The organism is Amycolatopsis sp. MEPSY49 (assembly GCF_051337345.1).
GTDB lineage: Bacteria > Actinomycetota > Actinomycetes > Mycobacteriales > Pseudonocardiaceae > Amycolatopsis.
Genome location: NZ_JBDLYJ010000002.1, coordinates 1083016 through 1100038, shown reverse-complemented (window position 1 = coordinate 1100038; position 17023 = coordinate 1083016). Strand labels below are relative to the sequence as shown.

The window sequence follows — 17023 nt, the reverse complement described above, 5'->3', positions numbered from 1 at the left end:
CCGATGACCCTCGACCGCATCACGCCGCGCAAGACCCGCGTCGGGCTCGTCTCCGGCGGGCTCGGCGCGTACTGGCCGCAGTTCCCCGCGCTGCTGCCGCAGCTGGAGGCGTCGGCCCGGCGCGTCGCGGAAAGACTGTCCGAGATGGACTGCGAGGTCGTCGACGCCGGGTTCGTCTCGGACGCGGCCGAAGGCGCGGCCGCGGCCGAGAAGCTCCGGGTGGCCGGGTGCGACCTGATCGTCGGGTTCCTCACGACGTACCTCACGTCGAGCATGCTGGCGCCGGTCGCGCAGCGCTCGGGCGCGCCGGTGCTCCTGCTGAACCTGCAGCCGACCGAGGCGATGGACCACGAGTCCTTCGACACCGGCGCGTGGCTGGCCTATTGCGGCGCCTGCCCGCTGCCGGAGCTGGCCAATGCGTTCCGGCGGCTGGGTGTCGAGTTCCGCTCGGTGTCCGGCTACCTCGAGGACACCCGGGCCTGGACGAAGATCGAGCGGTGGATCAAGGCGGCCGGCGTGCGGGCGGCGCTGCGGCACGGCCGCCACGGCCTGCTCGGGCACCTCTACCCGGGCATGATGGACGTCTCCACCGACCCGACGCTGGTGTCCGGCCAGCTCGGCGGGCACGTCGAGATCCTGGAGATCGACGACCTGCGGGTGCGCGTGGAGAAGGTCACCGACGACGAGACCGCCTCGCGCGTCGAGCTGGCTCGTGAAGTGTTCACTGTGGACGAGTCCGTAGTGGACGAAGACTTCGCCTGGGGCGCCCGGGTTTCGGTGGCACTCGACCGGCTCGTCGAGGACTTCTCGCTCGACTCCCTGGCCTACTACCACCGCGGCCTCGACGGCGAGACGCACGAACGCGTCGGCGCCGGGTTCATCCTCGGTGCGTCCCTGCTGACCGCGCGGGGCATCCCGGCCGTCGGCGAGTACGAGCTGCGGACGTCCCTGGCCATGCTGGTCATGGACCGGCTCGGCGCGGGCGGCTCGTTCACCGAGCTGCAGGCGCTGAACTTCCGGGACAACGTCGTCGAGATGGGCCACGACGGCCCGGCGCACCTCGGCATCAGCGCGCGCCGGCCGCTGCTGCGCGGCCTCGGCGTGTACCACGGCAAGCGCGGCTGGGGCGTGTCGGTCGAGTTCGACGTCAAGCACGGGCCGGTGACGCTCTGCGGGCTCGGGCAGCGGCGCGACGGGACGTTCACGCTCATCGCGTCCGAGGGCACGGTCGTACCCGGGCCGCTGCTGCGGATCGGCAACACGACGTCCCGGGTGGACTTCGGCTGCGACCCGGGGGAGTGGACCGACGCCTGGTCGGCCAGCGGCATCGCGCACCACTGGGCCCTCGGCACCGGCCACCGCGTCGGCGAGCTGACGGCCGTCGCGGATCTGCTCGGCCTGGAGCTGACCGTGGTGAACCCGTGAAGCGGGTGGCGGCCGTCGACCTGGGCGCCTCCAGCGGGCGCGTGATGGCCGGCACCGTCGGCTCGTCGGTGCTGGCGGTTTCGGAGGTACGCAGGTTCGCCAACGGCGGGATCCAGGCGGGACCGGTGCTGTACTGGGACGTACTGGGGCTCTACCGCGAGACCCTGGCCGGCATCGGGGAAGCCGGGGCCCTCGACGGCGTCGGGATCGACTCGTGGGCGGTCGACTACGGGCTCCTGGACGAACGGGGCGCGCTGCTCGGCAACCCCGTCCACTACCGGGACCCGCGCACGGACGGGATCACCGTCCCGGTGCCCGATCGGGAACTGTACGACGTGACGGGGTTGCAGCAGCTGCCGTTCAACACGCTGTACCAGCTGGTGGCCGAAGGCGAGCGGCTCGGCGCGGCGGCGACCATGCTGCTCATCCCGGACCTCCTGAACTACTGGCTGACGGGGGAAATCGGGGCGGAACGCACGAACGCGTCGACCACGCAGCTCTACGACGTGCGCGCGCGGACCTGGGCCGGCTCGCTCGCCGCCCGAGTGGGGATCCCGTCGCGGCTGTTCCCGCCGTTGCGCGATCCGGGCACGGTGGTGGGCAAGGCCCGCGAGCTGTCCGGTCTACCGGTGATCGCGGTGGGTTCGCACGACACGGCGTCGGCGGTGGTGGCGGTGCCCGCATCGCCCGGGACGAACTTCGCGTACATCTCCTCGGGAACGTGGTCCTTGGCGGGCTTGGAACTGCCCGCGCCGGAGCTGAGCGACGCGGCACTGGCGGCGAACTTCACCAACGAGGGCGGCGTCGACGGCACGATCCGCTTCCTGCGCAACGTGATGGGCCTGTGGGTGCTGTCGGAGACGCTGCGGACGTGGTCCACTTCGGACCTTCCCGGCCTGCTCGCCGCGGCGGCCGCCGCACCCGCGTTGGCGGCGGTGGTGGACATCGACGCCCCGGAGTTCCTGCCGCCCGGCGACATGCCGGCGCGCATCACCGCCGCCTGCGCGGCGACCGGCCAGCGGCCGCCGTCTTCGCGAGGCGCGATGGTCCGGTCCATCCTGGACAGCCTGGCGCTGGCGTATCGCCGCACGCTCCGGGCGGCGGCTTCGATCACCGGCCGCACGATCGACGTGGTCCACATCGTCGGCGGGGGCGCGCGCAACGAGCTGCTGTGCCGGCTGACGGCGGACGCGTGCGGCGTTCCGGTCCTGGCGGGCCCGGTCGAGGCGGCGGCGCTGGGCAACGTGCTGGTCCAGGCCCGCGCGCTGGGGGAGGACCTGCCGGACCTGGCGTCGATGCGGGCGCTGGTGCGGGAAACCCAGGAGGTCCGCCGCTACGAGCCGTCCGGTACCGGTGACTGGGGCGCCGCGGAAGCCCGGCTGCGCGGCTGATCCGCCTCCGCTCGGTCTTCGGCTACTGCGAGCGTGCGGGAAGGGCGGCGAAGAACTTCGCGGGTACAGCGCGCGGACGGCGGGGGCCCCAGCGACTGTCGGCGAACAGGACCACGATCGAGCGGCCCGAGCCTCCGACCCACGCGGGTTGCGCGCTGTCGAAGGCCACAAGCGGAGGGTTGTGCCAGAAGCCGGCGCCACCTCGCAGCCGAGCACCACCGCCGTCGCGGTAGTGGACGACGTAGTCGAGGCTTCTGGCGTTGTTCGGCTGCGAGAAAGGGAGAGCGAGGCACCCTCTCGGGTCCACGCTCACTGCCGTGACCGTCGCGGCTCGCCAGCCGGTGCGCCGGACCGACTCATAGCGCCTCCACCACAACACCGCGCCCGGGGTAAAACACAACGACACCGCGATCACGCCGAACACCAGGACATCCGTCGCGGTGTTCCGGTGCGTATCGCCGTCACCGATGCCGTACGCGAAAAGCCAGAACGCGAGAGCCGGGATCCAGACCAGGCAGCACGCCGTCGTCCGCAGTGCCACGGCTCCCACGCGCTCCCGTTCGCGAGCCGGCTTCACCCGGTCCAACCCCCAGGCATCCCCACGATCACCCCGCGGCCCGTTGTCCGGATCCATCATCCCAGCATACGGACCGTGCTTCGGCCCGAGCTCCGCATTGTCGGGCTCACCCTAGCTCGTCACCGGACGGCCGCGACCCCGCTTCAGCTCGAAGAACCCGGGCGTGCCGGTCACGAGCAGCACGCCGTCCCACAGCCGCCCGGCCTCCTCGCCGCGCGGGACCGGGCTGACGACCGGGCCGAAGAACGCGTTCCCGTCGACGTGGATCGCCGGGACGCCGAGGTCCTCGCCGATCGGGTCGAGCGCCGCGCGGTTCCCGGCGCGCAGGTCCGCGTCGAGGTCCGGCGACTCGGCGGCGTCCGCCAGCGACGCGGGCAGGTCCACCGACGCCAGCGCGGCGACGATCGTTTCGCGCGAGACCGGCTCCTTGTCGCGGTGGAAACGCGTGCCGAGCGCGGTGTAGAGGTCGCGCAGCACCTCGTTCCCCTGCGCCCGTTCGGCGGCCAGCGCCACGCGCGCGGGGCCCCAGCGCTCGTCGAGCCAGCCGCGGTACCAGTCGTCCACCTCCCGCCCTTCGTTGTGCAACGACAGGCTGAACACGTGGAACCGCGTCCGCACGGCACGGACGGCTTCCACCTCCAGCAGCCACCGGGAGGCGATCCACGCCCACGGGCACACCGGGTCGAACCACAGGTCAACGGTTTTCACCCGGCCAACCTAGGACGCCGAGCGGCCCGGCAGAAGATCCAATTCCGGTACGCCGGACCGGGCCAATCAGAGCCAGCCGCGTTCGTCGGCGATCCGCACCGCCTCGACGCGGTTGCGCGCGCCGGTCTTCATGATCGCGGCCGAGACGTAGTTGCGCACCGTGCCTTCGGACAGGTAGAGCCGGGACGCGATCTCGGCGATCGTGGCGCCGGTCCGGGCGGTGACGAGCACGTCCCGTTCCCGGGCGGTCAGCGGCGACTCGCCGGCGGCGAGGGTAGCGACCGCCAGCGCCGGGTCGACCACGCGCTCACCGGCCCGCACGCGGCGGATCGCGTCGGCGAGGACGTCGGCCGGGGCGTCCTTCACGACGAACCCGGCCGCGCCCGCGTCCATCGCCCGGCGCAGGTAGCCCGCGCGGCCGAACGTCGTGAGCATGACGACGCGGCAGTCCGGCACCTGCGCGGCGAGCACCGCGGCGGCGGAAAGGCCGTCCAGGCCCGGCATTTCGATGTCGAGCAGGGCGACGTCGGGCCGGTGCGTGCGGGCTGCGTCGACGACCTCGTCGCCGCGACCGACGGACGCGACCACCTCGAAGTCCTCCTCCAGCGCGAGGAGCGCGCACAGCGCCTGGCGGACCAGCTCCTGGTCGTCGGCGAGCAGCAGGCGGATGGTCACACCGTCACCCGCAGCCGCCAGCCGCGCGGCCGCACCGGCCCGGCCCGGAACTGCCCGCCGGCGGCGCGGACGCGTTCGCGGAGCCCGGCCAGCCCGGAACCTTCCTCGGGGGAGCCGCCCACACCGTCGTCGACGACCTCCACAGTGGACTCCGAGACGGTGACCGCGCAGCGGGTCGCGCGCGCGTGCCGCGCGACGTTGGTCAGGCCCTCCCGCACGACCCAGCCGAACAGCTCCTGGTGCGCCGGGCCGACGACGTCGGTCGTGGTCGGCAGGTCGGCGGCGACGCCGCACGCGCGCAGCAGCTCGCGGCCGCGGGCGAGCTCGCCGGCCAAGGTGACCTCGCGGTAGCCGGACACCGCCGCCCGCACATCGGTCAGCGCCTGGCGGGCGAGCGTCTCGACGGCGGTCATCTCGTCGCCCGCGCGGGCGGTGTCGGCGTCCACGAGCCGCCGGGCCAGGGTGCTCTTGACGGTGATCGCGGTGAGCGAGTGGCCCAGCAGGTCGTGCAGGTCGCGGGCGATGCGAGTCCGTTCGGCCTCCGACGCCAGCCGGGCGACCTCGGCGCGCGCCTCGACGAGGGCGGCGTTGGCCCGGACCGCCTCGGCGAAGGCGTAGACCACCAGCACGGTGAAGACGAGCGCGACGGCCTGCGTCCAGCCCGCGGTGCCCCAGGCGACCCACGGGACGACCAGCGCCGCGGCCGCGGCGACGACCACGAGCGCGCCGGAGTGGCGGGGGAGCCGCGGCACGGCGAGCGACACGACGACGGTGGCGAGGAAGAACGCCTCGGCGTGGGCGAAGGGGAGCGTTGCGGCGAACAGGACGGCCAGCACCCCCAGGAGTGGCCAGAACCGGCGCGCCGCCCGCTTCGCCGCGGCACGGGCCGCGAGGACGTAGCAGCCGGCGAAGACGACGGCGAGCACGCACCCGGCGACCGCGGCGTGGCCCGTCGAGTGCTGCAGCACGCCGGGCACGGTCACGGCCGGGTAGACGAGCATGCCCGCGTCGAGCACCATCACCCGCCAGCCGCGCACCCAGCGCTGCACGTCGGCCGGTTCCGTCCTGTCCACCACCGGCACGCTACCGGCCCCGCGCCCGCCGGCCGTTGACGAGCACCGTGACACCGAGCAGCAGCAGCCCGCAGACGGCCTGCTCGATCCGCAGCCACACCGGGAACAACCCGGGCAGGGCGACGATGACGACGATCGCCACGAGCATCACCGCGGCGACGATCCGCAGTCTCAGCAGGCCCTTCCGCGACCCGCGGGCCGCGCTGCGGGCGAAGGCGAACGTCAGCAGCGAACTGGCGACGACGAGGGTGGCGCGCACCCAGACCGCGTCGGTCACCAGCGCGTGGTCGTTCCGCAGGAGCACGATCGCGACGAGCGTGAGGACGCTGAGGGCGGCGTAGCCGCCGGTGAGCAGGAGAACGGGCCGGAAGCCGGTCTCGGGGCGAGTGGTGGTGGTCATGCCGGAAATGCTCGTCTCGCGGGGGTGTTCGGGGGCAGTGCCGTCCCGCATCGGCCGCCCATGACATTTGTCATCGGCGCGGTACTGGGAGAGCGCTCTCACAGCGTGCTACAAAGTAGGGGTGACGACGCACCCGCCCTCGGCGCCGCCGACCCTGGAGGACGTCGCGCGGGTCGCCGGCGTCTCGCGGGCCACGGTGTCCCGCGTGGTCAACAGCGTGCGCAACGTCGACCCGAAGCTGCGGGAGACCGTCGAACGCGCCATCGCCACCACCGGGTACGTGCCGAACCGGGCGGCCCGATCGCTGGTCACGCGCCGCACGGGCGGGGTCGCGCTGGTGGTGTCCGAGCCGGACCGGCACATCGAAGCCTTCGGCGGGGTGTTCGGCGACCCGTTCTTCGGCCGGGTGGTCGAAGGCGTGGTCGCGCACCTGCGCCCGCAAGGGTTGCACCCGCTCCTGATGCTCGTCGACAGCGACGAAGAGCGGGAAAAGCTCGTGCCGAAGCTGCGGCAGGAGCAGGTGAGCGGGGTGCTGCTGATCTCACTGCACCCGGCGGAGGACCCGCTGCCGCGGATGCTGACCGACGCGGGTGTGCCGACGGCGTTGTTCGCGCGGCCCGGCCGCCCGGCGCCGGTGAGCTACGTCGACGTCGCCCACCAGGACGGCGCCCGCCTGGCGGCGGACCGGCTGGTGTCGCGCGGGTGCCACCGGGTCGCGACGATCGCGGGCCCGGCGGGGACGCCGGCGGGCCAGGACCGGCTGGCCGGTTTCCGCGACGCGATGGCCCGCCACGGCCACGCGTACGTGGCGGTCGCCGAGGGCGACTTCACCGAGCACGGCGGCGAGCGCGCGATGGAGCGGCTGCTGGCCGAGGAACCGGCGCTGGACGGGCTGTTCGTGGCCAACGACCTGATGGCGTACGGCGCGTTGACCGTGCTGCGCGAAGCGGGCCGCCGGGTCCCGGACGACGTGGCGGTGATCGGCTTCGACGACAGCCGGGTGGCGTTGAGCTGCCGCCCGCGGCTGACGACCGTCCGCCAGCCGGTGGAGGAGATGGGCGCGGCGATGGCCCGGATGGTCCTGGAGCGCATGGCCGACCCCGAGCGGCGCGCGGAATCGGTGATCTTCGACCCGGAACTGGTGATCCGCGACTCGGCTTGAGCCAACGCCTCCGGTGTGGTGCTCGCGGCGTCGGGAGTCCCGAATGCGACGGTCTGTCCAGTACCACCCCTCGCCACCGGTTCGCCCCGATGCGCCGCCCGCGTGGCCTGCCGGGCACGGACTCCGGCCTGTCCGGACAGTTCCGCTCACCGGTCTAGACAGGCGTCCACCCGCTGTGCTCAGATCGGATCACCTTTTCCAACGTTGTAAAACTGGTCCCCTGACCGGAACGGAGTTCCGCCGTGCGGCCGAGAGCAGTGAGAGCCCTCCACCTGGTGAGCGTCCTGGCGGTCACCGCCGCGGTCGTCACCGTCGCGACCCCCGCCGATGCCGGCCCGGCCGCGCGCCAGACCGTCACCGCCGGGAACGCGCGCTTCCAGGTCCTGTCCCCGACCCTGATCCGCACGGAGTACGCGGGCGACGGCCGGTTCACCGACGCCGCCACGTTCAACGCCGTCGGCCGCGGCTCGTTCACGCCCCCACCGTTCACCACCACGACGGCGAACGGCGTGCTGACCATCCGCACGAGCGCGACGACCCTGACCTACAAGCTGGACTCGGGCCCGTTCGACTCCGGCAACCTCCAGATCCGCACGACGGCGGGCGCGCCGGTGACCGCGGCGCCGTGGCGGCACCTGACCTGCGCGACCGGCGCGCTGTGCGAGGCCGAAGACCTGACGGCCGACGGGCTGGGCGTCGCCACCGACCACACCGGCTACACCGGCGAGGGCTTCCTCGCCGGCTTCGAAAGCACCGGCACCTCGGCCACCGCCGACGTCTCGGCCGCCACGGCCGGGACGTACAACCTGACCGCGCGCTACGCCAACGGCTCCGGCGGCGACGGCCAGCACGTCACGCGCACCCTGAGCGTGTCCGTCGACGGCGGGGCACCGCAGAAACTCACCCTGCCGACGACGGCCGACTGGAACAGCTGGGCCACCGCGTCGGTCCCGATCACCCTCGGCGCCGGCCGCCACAGCGTCCGCCTCGAGCGGACCGCGAGCGACTCCGGCAACGTCAACGTCGACGCCGTCGCGGTGCTGTCGGCGGGGGCGCCGTTCCCGCCGTCGTCGGCCCGCGCGTTCACCGGCTGCGCCCTGGATGTCAGCTGCGAAGCCGAATCCGGCCTCCGCGCGGGCTCGGCCGTCGTCGCGACCGACCACGCCGGGTACGCCGGGCGCGGGTTCGTCGCCGAGCTCAACCGCGGCTCGTCGCTGACCCACCGCGTCGTCGCCGTCCCCGCCGCCGGCACGTACCAGCTGGCCGTCCGGTACGCCAACGGCACCGGCGGCGACGGCCTGCACCAGACGCGGACCGCGACGGTCGGTTCGGCCGGTGTGACGCGCACGCTGTCGATGCCGGCCACCGCGAACTGGGACACCTGGGGCACCGCGTCGGTCCCGGTCGACCTGCGCGCGGGCACGAACGACATCGTCGTCGGCTGCCCCGACGACACGAGCTGCCACGTCAACGTCGACACGGTCGCGGTGACGCGCACCGGGGCCGCGGTCCCGCAGCCGCACCTCACCCTCGGCGGCTACCGGCGCGGCCTCGACGGCGTCAACGGCGACAACGGCACGCCGTCGCTCACCGAGGGGCTGCTGCACTCCGACGGCTGGTACCTGCTCGACGACAGCCCGTCCGCGCTGTACGACACCGCCACCGAGAAGGTGACGCAGCGGCCGTCGCACGGCGGAAACCCGTACCAGGACGGCTACGCCTTCACCTTCGGCCACGACTACAAGGCCGGGCTGCGGGACCTGGCGACCCTGACCGGGCCGTCGGAGCTGCTGCCGCGCTGGGCCTACGGCGTCTGGTACTCCGAGTACATCGACCGCACCGCGGCCGACTACCGCGACAAGATCCTGCCGCGCTTCCGCAGCGAAGGCGTCCCGCTGGACGTCCTGGTGACCGACACCGACTTCAAGGCGCCGGACACGTGGAACGGCTGGCAGTTCGACACGACCAAGTTCCCCGACCCGGCGGCGTTCTTCGCCTGGTCGCACTCGCAGGGCCTGCACAACACGCTGAACATCCACCCGAGCATCATGGGTTCGGACCCGCAGTTCGCCCGCGCGCAGGCGACGGCGAAGGGCAAGCTGGCGAAGTCGAACTGCGGCACGGACTGCTACGTCTTCGACTGGGGCGACCCCGACCAGCTGAAGGCGTACCTGGACCTGCACGGCCAGATGATGAGCCAGGGCAACGACTTCTGGTGGCTCGACTGGTGCTGCGACGCGGCGAAGTCCAGCCTGCCGGGCGTCACGCCGGATTCGTACATCAACCAGAAGTACGCCGACCTGTCCGCACCGGCGATCGGGCGGGGTTTCGCGACTTCGCGGGCGTACGGCTCGCTGCAGGCCGGCGGTTACGGCGGCCCGGTCGGGCTGTCGACCGGACCGTGGGCCGACAAGCGCAGCACGGTCCACTTCACCGGGGACACGTCGTCGACGTGGGGCACGCTGCGGATGGAGGTCGGGATCACCCCGGCCGAGTCGGCCGCGACGGGCCTGTCGCCGATCAGCCACGACATCGGCGGCCACAACGACACGACCGGGTTGCGCGGCAGCGAGACGTACACCTCCGGCGGGCAGCAGCACCAGACGTTCAAGCTGCCCGACGACCTGTACGCGCGGTGGGTCCAGCTCGGCACCTTCCAGCCGATCGACCGGCTGCACAGCAACCACAGCGACCGGCTGCCGTGGCAGTACGGCGACGCGGCGAAGGCGTCGGCGACGAAGTTCCTGAACCTGCGCGAGAACCTGGTGCCCTACACCTACACGCTCGCGCAGCAGGCGGCGACGACGGGCGTCCCGGTGGTGCGGCCGACGTACGTGGAGTACCCGGACGACCCGGCGGCCTACGCGGCGGCGTCGGGCGAGTACTTCTACGGGCCGGACATGCTGGTGGCGCCGGTGACGTCCCCGGGAACGTCGGCGACGACGCCGGTCTGGTTCCCGCCGGGGCAGTGGACGGACTACTTCAGCGGCAAGGTCTACCAGGGCGGGAGCACCCAGCAGGTGACGTCCGACCTGGGCACCATGCCGGTGTTCGTCCGGGCGGGCGGCATCACGGTGACCCGCACGGCCGACGTGACCAACGACGTCCAGAACCCGCTGAACCGCGCGACGGTGACGGTGGCGCCGGGGGCCTCGGGCTCGTTCTCGCTGTACGAGGACGACGGGAGTTCGTCGAAGCACAGCTCGACGACCCGGATCACGTACTCGGAGCGGCGCGGCGCCCACACGGTGACGGTCGAGCCGACGCGGGGCCGGTCCCAGGTCGCTTCGCGCGAGTGGACGGTCAAGTTCCTCGGCGTTGCGTCGGCGCCGTCGCGGGTCCGGGTCGGCGAGGGCTGGGCGCCTTCGCAGAGCTGGAAGTGGGACGCGGCGACGCAGACGCTGACGGTGACGGCCCACGGCGGGAGGGGTCCGGTGACGGTGACGTACTGAGAGCAGCCGGCGGGCGGAGCCGGTGACTGCCGTCGGGGCCACCACGTGGGGTGGCGGCCCCGACGGCGCCGGCTCGGCCACCTTGTGGGGAGGCGGCCCCCTCGGCCCGGGCCTGGGCTCGGGCCAAGTCGTGGGGTACCGATTCGGTTCACGCGCTGAGGGGTGGCAGCACGCTGCCACCCCTCAGCCGCATGGTCGGGGCCTCTCCCGCCGTGCACTTCGACAAGGCCGCCGGCGCGGCCCGTCCGGCCGCGGCCTGATCGGGCGCCGCGGCCGCCGACGCGGCCGGCCGGCCGTGGCCGGTCTCGTGCCGTGCGTTCGTCCGAGCCGTGCCCGTACGCCGGCGAATCAGCCCAGCCCGGCCAGCGCCTTCTCCTGCCGCGTACCTTCGGCACCGACCTCACCGGCGAGTTCCCGCGTGTCCGCGTCCCCACCCGAGGTCTGCTCGCCCTTCGCCAACACCACCAGCTGAGCCGCGTGCGCCCGCAGCAAGGCGACCAGGCGCCGGTCGAACTCCGGCCCGCTCCCGGTCCGCAACGCGACGAGGTCCGCCGCGGTGACCATCCCCGGCATCCGGTGTCCACTGTGGACGTCGGCCGCCGGCAGCCCCGCCCGGTCGCGGGTCGCCGTCAAGCGCGTCAGCAACCGCTCCGACGGGGCCGCGACCGAGTCCGCGGCCGCCCGCACCGCCGGGCCCGCCGCGTGGGACGGCGCCAGCCGGGCGGCCGCCAGCGCGTTCTCGGTCATCGGCACCACCAGCTGCAGCCACGCCACATCGGTCGGGTTGAAGGGCGAAGCGGCGGGGGCGGGGCCGGTGGTGGCGCAACCGCCCATGATCAGCGCCACCACCGCCGCCCCCAGGAGCGGCCGTCTCACGGACGGCCGGGCAGCCGGTAGTTCGGCCCGAGCACCGTGCCGCGGTCCGGCTTGTACAGGTCGAACCCGCGCGGGTCGCACTGCAGGCCGCCGTTGATGCAGTGCTTCACCAGGGCCTCCAGCGTCGGCGGGTCCCACGCGTTGAAGAAGTCGTAGTGCCACGAGTACCCGCGTCCGCTGGCCAGGTGCACGCCGGTCATGTCGCCGCTGACCGGGAACGCCATCTTGAACTCGAGCATCGGCACCGGCACCGGGTGGTCGCCCGGGCACGTCAGCGTCGCCCGGTCCGGGTACGCCATGTGGCTCTTGTGGTCGGCCGAGTCCAGGTGGACGCCGTCCCAGCAGCTCGGCGCCTGGTAGCGGATGTTGAGCTGGCTGCCGGCGACGCACTGGACGGGAATGTCCCAGTTGTGGAAGCTGTCGCCGCACTCCCAGCCCTCGACGGCGCCGGTCGCGTGCTGGAACTCGTCCTGCGTCGCGGTGACACTGCCGACGACGTACCGCAGCCCGGGCGGGAACGGCACGACCTTGGTGTAGTCGAGGATGCCGGACTTGTAGTAGACGACCTGCGCGAAGTTCGGCAGCACCGCCTGGCTGCCGTTCAGGACGGTCGGGAACCAGTACGCCGAGAGGTCGTCCGGCGCCAGGCACGTCGTGTTGCCGACGCCCGCGTTCTGCAGCGACTGCAGGGTCGTCGCCGCGTTGGTGGTCTTGTTGCCGAGGAACGTGTGGTCGTGCGACGCGCCGGGCAGCCCGGGGAAGACGATCGGGTCGTCCGGCTGGTGGTGGCTGGGGGAGCAGTTGACCTGGAACTCGTGGTGGGTCACCAGGTCGTCGGCCCCGGCGGGCGACCAGGTGGCCGCGGTCAGGAAGGCGCCTGCCAGCACGGTGGCGGCGGTGCAGGCGAGGAGCGCGGCTTTCGTTGCCAAGGGTCCTCCACGGTGAGGTGCCAGGGATGGGAGAGCGCTCTCCCACAGCATGCGCACCGGGTCCCGGCCGTGTCAAGGAGCACCCGGATCGCCCGCCGGACAGTCATTGTCGGGTTCGCGGGCGAATCTTGACAACGCGGGGGCGCGTGCCGAACCATCGATCGCGCCGGAGAGCGCTCTCCCTCTCCGTTCCCCTTGTCGTACGGGAGTCATCGTGGACCGACCGTCGCTCCTCCGTGCCGTCCCGGCGCTGGTGGCCCTGCTGGTGCTGGGCCTGCTCGCCGGCCCGTCCCCGGCGCACGCCGCGACCCTGCTTTCCCAGGGCAGACCCGCGACCGCGTCGAGCAGCGAAGGCGCGGGCACCCCGGCGTCGGCGGCCGTCGACGGCGACGCCGGCACTCGCTGGGCCAGCGCCTGGAGCGACCCGCAGTGGCTGCAGGTCGACCTCGGCGCGCCCGCCGACATCAGCCAAGTCACCTTGAACTGGGAAGCCGCCTACGCGACCGCATACGAAATCCAGGTTTCCGACGACGCCGGTACTTGGCGGACTGTATACAGCACGACGACGGCGGTCGGCGGTATACAGAATCTCGCCGTCACCGGCCACGGCCGTTATGTGCGCTTCTACGGCACCCACCGCGTTGGCGGTTACGGCTACTCGCTGTGGGAATTCCAGGTCAGCGGCACCCCGGGGACGCCGACGCAGGACGGTCCCGGCGTCACGCGGGTGACCGGGTCGCAGGGCAACTGGCAGCTGACGGTCGACGGGATACCGTGGACCGTGAAAGGGCTGACGTGGGGACCGCCGGTGAGCGAGGCGGGAACGCGGATGCCCGAGCTGCACGCGATCGGCGTCAACACCGTCCGCACGTGGGGCACGGACGGCAGTAGCCAGCCGCTGTTCGACGCCGCCGCGGCCAACGGCATCAAAGTCGTGGCCGGCTTCTGGCTGCAGCCCGGCGGCGGCCCGGGCAGCGGCGGCTGCGTCGACTACACAACGGATACCGCATACAAGAACACGATGCTCGCCGAGATCCAGAAGTGGGTCACCACCTACAAAGCACACCCCGGCGTGCTGATGTGGAACGTCGGCAACGAGTCGATTCTCGGCATGCAGAACTGCTACTCCGGCACGCAGCTGGAGCGGAACCGGATCGCGTACACGCGCTTCGTCGACCAGGCCGCCCAGGCGATCCACGCCATCGACGCCAACCACCCGGTCACCTCGACCGACGCCTGGACCGGCGCGTGGCCGTACTACAAGGCGTACGCGCCGAGCCTCGACCTCTACTCCGTCAACTCCTACGCCCAGGTCTGCCAGGTGAAGCAGGACTGGCTGGCGGGCGGCTACACGAAGCCGTACATCATCACCGAGACCGGCCCGGCCGGCGAGTGGGAGGTGCCGAACGACGTCAACGGCGTGCCCACGGAACCGACCGACCAGCAGAAGCGTGACGGGTACGTCAACGCCTGGAACTGCGTGCTCGCGCATCCGGGCGTGGCGCTCGGCGCGACGCTGTTCCACTACGGCACCGAAGGCGACTTCGGGGGCGTCTGGTTCAACATCACGACCGGCAACGAGAAGCGGCTCTCCTGGTACGCCGTCCGCAGGCTCTACAGTGGACAGACGGGCGGCAACACACCGCCGGTGATCGCGTCGATGAACCTCAGCCGCGTCACCGACGTCCCGGCGGGCTCGACGTTCACCCTCACGGCGAACGTGTCCGATCCGGACGGTGACCCGATCACCTACACCATGGGCTACAACAGCAAGTACATCAACAACGCCGCCGGCCTGATCCCGGCGCAGTTCACCGGGAACGGCACGTTCACCGTCACCGCGCCGCAGCAGCTGGGCGTCTGGAAGATCTACCTCTACGCCCGGGACGGCCACGGCAACGTCGGCATCGAGACGCGGTCGCTGCGCGTGGTCGCCCCGCCGGTGCCGGGCACGAACCTGGCCCGCGGCAAGGCGACCACGGCGTCGACGTACCAGGCCGACGGCCCCGGCGCGCCCTACCCGCCGCAGGCCGCCACGGACGGCGACACCGCGACGCGCTGGGCGAGCGCGTGGGCCGATCCGCAGTGGCTGCAGGTGGATCTGGGCAGCAGGCAGGCGTTCGACCACGTCCAGCTGATCTGGGAGGCCGCCTTCGGGAAGGCGTACGAGATCCAGGTCAGCGACGACGCGGCGAGCTGGCGGACGGTGTACTCGACGACGTCGGCCGACGGCGGCGCCGACGACCTCCCGATCGCCGCCACCGCCCGGTACGTCCGGCTGTCCGCGACCCAGCGCGGCACCGCCTACGGCTATTCGCTGTACGAGTTCGGCGTCTACCGCGGCTGACCCGGGACGAGACAGCGAAGTGACCTCCCGGGTCGGCGAGCAAGACCCGGTCGGCGCCACCGGGCCGGAACGCCGGCTCGGTGGCGCCGAGCGCCTCGAACTCCGCGACGGCGCTGCTTGTCGGTCGCATGAGCCGCTCGGCAGGCCACGTCCGCTGCCGTCTCCTGCCCGCCAACCCGCGGAACCAGCCCGGGTCGATCCCCCTCCCGCACGCCGCGATCCGCGGCCGAACTCCCTTTCCGCGGCGGTACTTTTGCCGCGCCACCCCACCGCCGCACCCCGCTAACCTCCCGCCATGCCGGACACGACGACCCGGGTGGTCCCGCTCTCCCGCGCCCGCCGCTGGACGTGGGTCCTTGTCGTGGTCGCGCTTGCCTTCGCCGCCTGGCACGGCTACGGCATCACTGTCGCGCCCGAGCGGCCCTTCTTCTGGATCGGCGTCGCGCTCGATGTTCTCGTCGCCGTCGTCGCCTGGCTGCTCGGCCGCGCCTGGCCGCCCGCGGCGACCTTCGGCCCGGACGCCATCGCCTTCGACCGGACGCAAGTCCCGTACAGCGCGATCACCGACGTCCGGCGCGGGGCCGTGTCGGCCAAGCCGTTCTGGCTCGCCTTCTGGATCCCGACGTCCCTGGTGATCGGGCTGATCGTCGCGCTCCGGCCGTCCGGCGACTTCGACCGCGAGGTCGTCGAATTCCGCGCCGGTCAAGGCCGCGTGCGCACCCGCTGGCGCGACTACCGAGCCGCCGAAACCTTCCTCGCCGCCCTGCGCGCCAAGCTCCCCGACCTCGAAGTCCGGTACGGCGTCGACCCCGCCTCCTACGCGCGGGACCACTCGCCGCGCCTCGGCGTCGGCGGCGGGTTCCTCGCCTTCGCGCTCGGGATCTGGCTGTTCTTCGGGACCTGGTTCGGGTTCCAGCTGTTCGACCAGTCCCTGGACCGCGGCCCCTTCCCGCCCGGACCGACGTCCGCGGCGTCCAACGAGCTCGCCGCCGGCCTGTCCGGCTTCGCGCCGCTGCCGGGCGTCGCCCGCGACTTCACCGAATGGCCCTGCGACCGCACCAACGACCTGATCCTCGGCCCGGACCCCGGCGCCGCCGACCTGCACCTCAAACTGGAAGGCCGGACACCGGAGGCGGGCGCCGTCGAAGCGCGGCTCCGGCAGGCGGCGGGGATGGACCCGGACCAGTACCTCGGGCGGCTCGGCCCGGACGACATCGATTTCGAGGTCGACGTCCCCGAGGTCGACGATCTCTACGTGGAGTTCTCCACCGGCTGCGTCACCGACGACGCGGTGCCGGGCCTGCGCGACGATCTCGCGAAGCTGGCCACGGCGATGGGGGTGCGCTGAGGTGGGGCGGCGCGGCGGGAGCACGGTGCGGCGCGTGGCCACCCCCAGCGACCACGTGACATCACCCTGCGGCCGCAGCGCCACCCCGGGCTCCGGTGTCCTGTTTTCGAAACACCGAACAGGAGTATCGTAGTCTTTCCGGGACAGGCTGTGTCAAGTTTTCGGGACAGCTAAGCTGACGGTTGTCACGTTTCCTGGCTGAAGGTGGTGTGTGGTGAGCGACGAGCGCAGTTTCGCGGCACGGCTGGCGCAGTTGATCGCGACCGTGCACCCGCCGGACCGCAAGCCGTACTCCTACCGGGAGATCGCGCACGGCGTCGCCGAGCAGACCGGCGTGACGATGTCGGCGACCCACGTGCAGCAGCTCGCCGTCGGCGCACGCAAGGACCCCAAGCGCTCGCACATCCAGGCCCTCGCCCAGTTCTTCGGCGTGCCGGTGACGTACTTCTTCGACGACGAGGTCGCCGGGCAGGTCGACCGCCAGGTCGAGGACGTCGTGGCGTGGCGCGACACCGAGGCGCGCAACCTCGCGCAGCGCGCCATGCGGCTCTCGCCACGCGACCGCGAAACCGTGACGGCGCTGCTCGACCAGCTGGCCGGCTACGACGAAACCCGGCACCGCGAGGGCCGGCGCCGGAAGCCGGAGTGACCGCGCGCGGT

Annotated in this window: 14 protein-coding genes; 7 read left to right on the top strand and 7 right to left on the bottom strand. The window is 72.5% G+C overall.

Annotated elements, in window-relative coordinates:
- The first annotated feature begins 3 nt into the window (after window positions 1-3).
- Both ABFJ78_RS14230 and ABFJ78_RS14225 read left to right on the top strand, forming a co-directional pair.
- The gene (locus ABFJ78_RS14230; RefSeq protein ID WP_436386550.1) at window positions 4-1425 is read left to right on the top strand and encodes an arabinose isomerase; all 1422 of its coding nucleotides are present in this window, start codon (window positions 4-6) and stop codon (window positions 1423-1425) included.
- A 5-nt stretch (window positions 1426-1430) separates the two neighbouring features.
- Window positions 1431-2816, top strand: a complete 1386-nt coding sequence (locus tag ABFJ78_RS14225; protein ID WP_436386793.1) for a rhamnulokinase — start codon at window positions 1431-1433, stop codon at window positions 2814-2816.
- 22 nt (window positions 2817-2838) lie between these two features.
- Here ABFJ78_RS14225 and ABFJ78_RS14220 read toward each other — a convergent pair whose 3' ends face one another.
- The 5 genes from ABFJ78_RS14220 to ABFJ78_RS14200 form a co-directional block, all read right to left on the bottom strand.
- On the bottom strand, window positions 2839-3450 hold the full coding sequence (locus tag ABFJ78_RS14220; RefSeq protein ID WP_436386548.1) for a hypothetical protein: 612 nt from the start codon (window positions 3448-3450) through the stop codon (window positions 2839-2841).
- 54 nt (window positions 3451-3504) lie between these two features.
- Complete coding sequence (locus ABFJ78_RS14215; RefSeq protein ID WP_436386546.1) at window positions 3505-4101, bottom strand: mycothiol-dependent nitroreductase Rv2466c family protein; 597 nt, start codon at window positions 4099-4101, stop codon at window positions 3505-3507.
- Window positions 4102-4167: 66 nt separating this feature from the next.
- The gene (locus ABFJ78_RS14210; RefSeq protein WP_436386545.1) at window positions 4168-4776 is read right to left on the bottom strand and encodes a response regulator; all 609 of its coding nucleotides are present in this window, start codon (window positions 4774-4776) and stop codon (window positions 4168-4170) included.
- Window positions 4773-5849: a sensor histidine kinase gene (locus tag ABFJ78_RS14205; RefSeq protein ID WP_436386543.1), complete on the bottom strand. Its 1077-nt coding sequence runs from the start codon at window positions 5847-5849 to the stop codon at window positions 4773-4775. The genes ABFJ78_RS14210 and ABFJ78_RS14205 overlap by 4 nt, the downstream gene beginning before the upstream one ends.
- Window positions 5850-5859: 10 nt before the next feature.
- Entirely contained in the window at window positions 5860-6249 is a 390-nt protein-coding gene (locus tag ABFJ78_RS14200) for a hypothetical protein (RefSeq protein WP_436386541.1), read from the bottom strand.
- A gap of 121 nt (window positions 6250-6370) precedes the next feature.
- On the opposite strand from ABFJ78_RS14200, the gene ABFJ78_RS14195 reads away from it, so the two are divergent.
- Entirely contained in the window at window positions 6371-7411 is a 1041-nt protein-coding gene (locus tag ABFJ78_RS14195) for a LacI family DNA-binding transcriptional regulator (RefSeq protein WP_436386539.1), read from the top strand.
- A gap of 257 nt (window positions 7412-7668) precedes the next feature.
- Window positions 7669-10863 (top strand): TIM-barrel domain-containing protein, encoded by a 3195-nt coding sequence (locus tag ABFJ78_RS14190; protein ID WP_436386537.1) that lies wholly within the window; start codon window positions 7669-7671, stop codon window positions 10861-10863.
- 348 nt (window positions 10864-11211) lie between these two features.
- On the opposite strand, the gene ABFJ78_RS14185 is transcribed toward ABFJ78_RS14190, so the two are convergent.
- Both ABFJ78_RS14185 and ABFJ78_RS14180 read right to left on the bottom strand, forming a co-directional pair.
- On the bottom strand, window positions 11212-11739 hold the full coding sequence (locus ABFJ78_RS14185; protein WP_436386536.1) for a DUF305 domain-containing protein: 528 nt from the start codon (window positions 11737-11739) through the stop codon (window positions 11212-11214).
- Window positions 11736-12668 (bottom strand): DUF1996 domain-containing protein, encoded by a 933-nt coding sequence (locus ABFJ78_RS14180; protein WP_436386534.1) that lies wholly within the window; start codon window positions 12666-12668, stop codon window positions 11736-11738. Before ABFJ78_RS14180 ends, ABFJ78_RS14185 begins: the two co-directional genes overlap by 4 nt.
- 214 nt (window positions 12669-12882) lie before the next feature.
- On the opposite strand from ABFJ78_RS14180, the gene ABFJ78_RS14175 reads away from it, so the two are divergent.
- The 3 genes from ABFJ78_RS14175 (at window position 12883) to ABFJ78_RS14165 (ending at window position 17012) form a co-directional block, all read left to right on the top strand.
- Complete coding sequence (locus tag ABFJ78_RS14175; protein WP_436386532.1) at window positions 12883-15015, top strand: discoidin domain-containing protein; 2133 nt, start codon at window positions 12883-12885, stop codon at window positions 15013-15015.
- A 295-nt stretch (window positions 15016-15310) separates the two neighbouring features.
- On the top strand, window positions 15311-16363 hold the full coding sequence (locus ABFJ78_RS14170; protein WP_436386531.1) for a hypothetical protein: 1053 nt from the start codon (window positions 15311-15313) through the stop codon (window positions 16361-16363).
- A 214-nt stretch (window positions 16364-16577) separates the two neighbouring features.
- Entirely contained in the window at window positions 16578-17012 is a 435-nt protein-coding gene (locus ABFJ78_RS14165; protein WP_436386529.1) for an XRE family transcriptional regulator, read from the top strand.
- The last annotated feature ends 11 nt before the right edge of the window (window positions 17013-17023 follow it).

What these genes read in the sequence shown, in the direction of transcription:
- ABFJ78_RS14230 (WP_436386550.1), top strand. Translation starts at nt 4, where the DNA reads ATGACCCTCGACCGCATCACGCCGCGCAAGACCCGCGTCGGGCTCGTC.
- ABFJ78_RS14220 (WP_436386548.1), bottom strand. Translation starts at nt 3,450, where the DNA reads ATGGATCCGGACAACGGGCCGCGGGGTGATCGTGGGGATGCCTGGGGG.
- ABFJ78_RS14200 (WP_436386541.1), bottom strand. Translation starts at nt 6,249, where the DNA reads ATGACCACCACCACTCGCCCCGAGACCGGCTTCCGGCCCGTTCTCCTG.
- ABFJ78_RS14170 (WP_436386531.1), top strand. Translation starts at nt 15,311, where the DNA reads ATGCCGGACACGACGACCCGGGTGGTCCCGCTCTCCCGCGCCCGCCGC.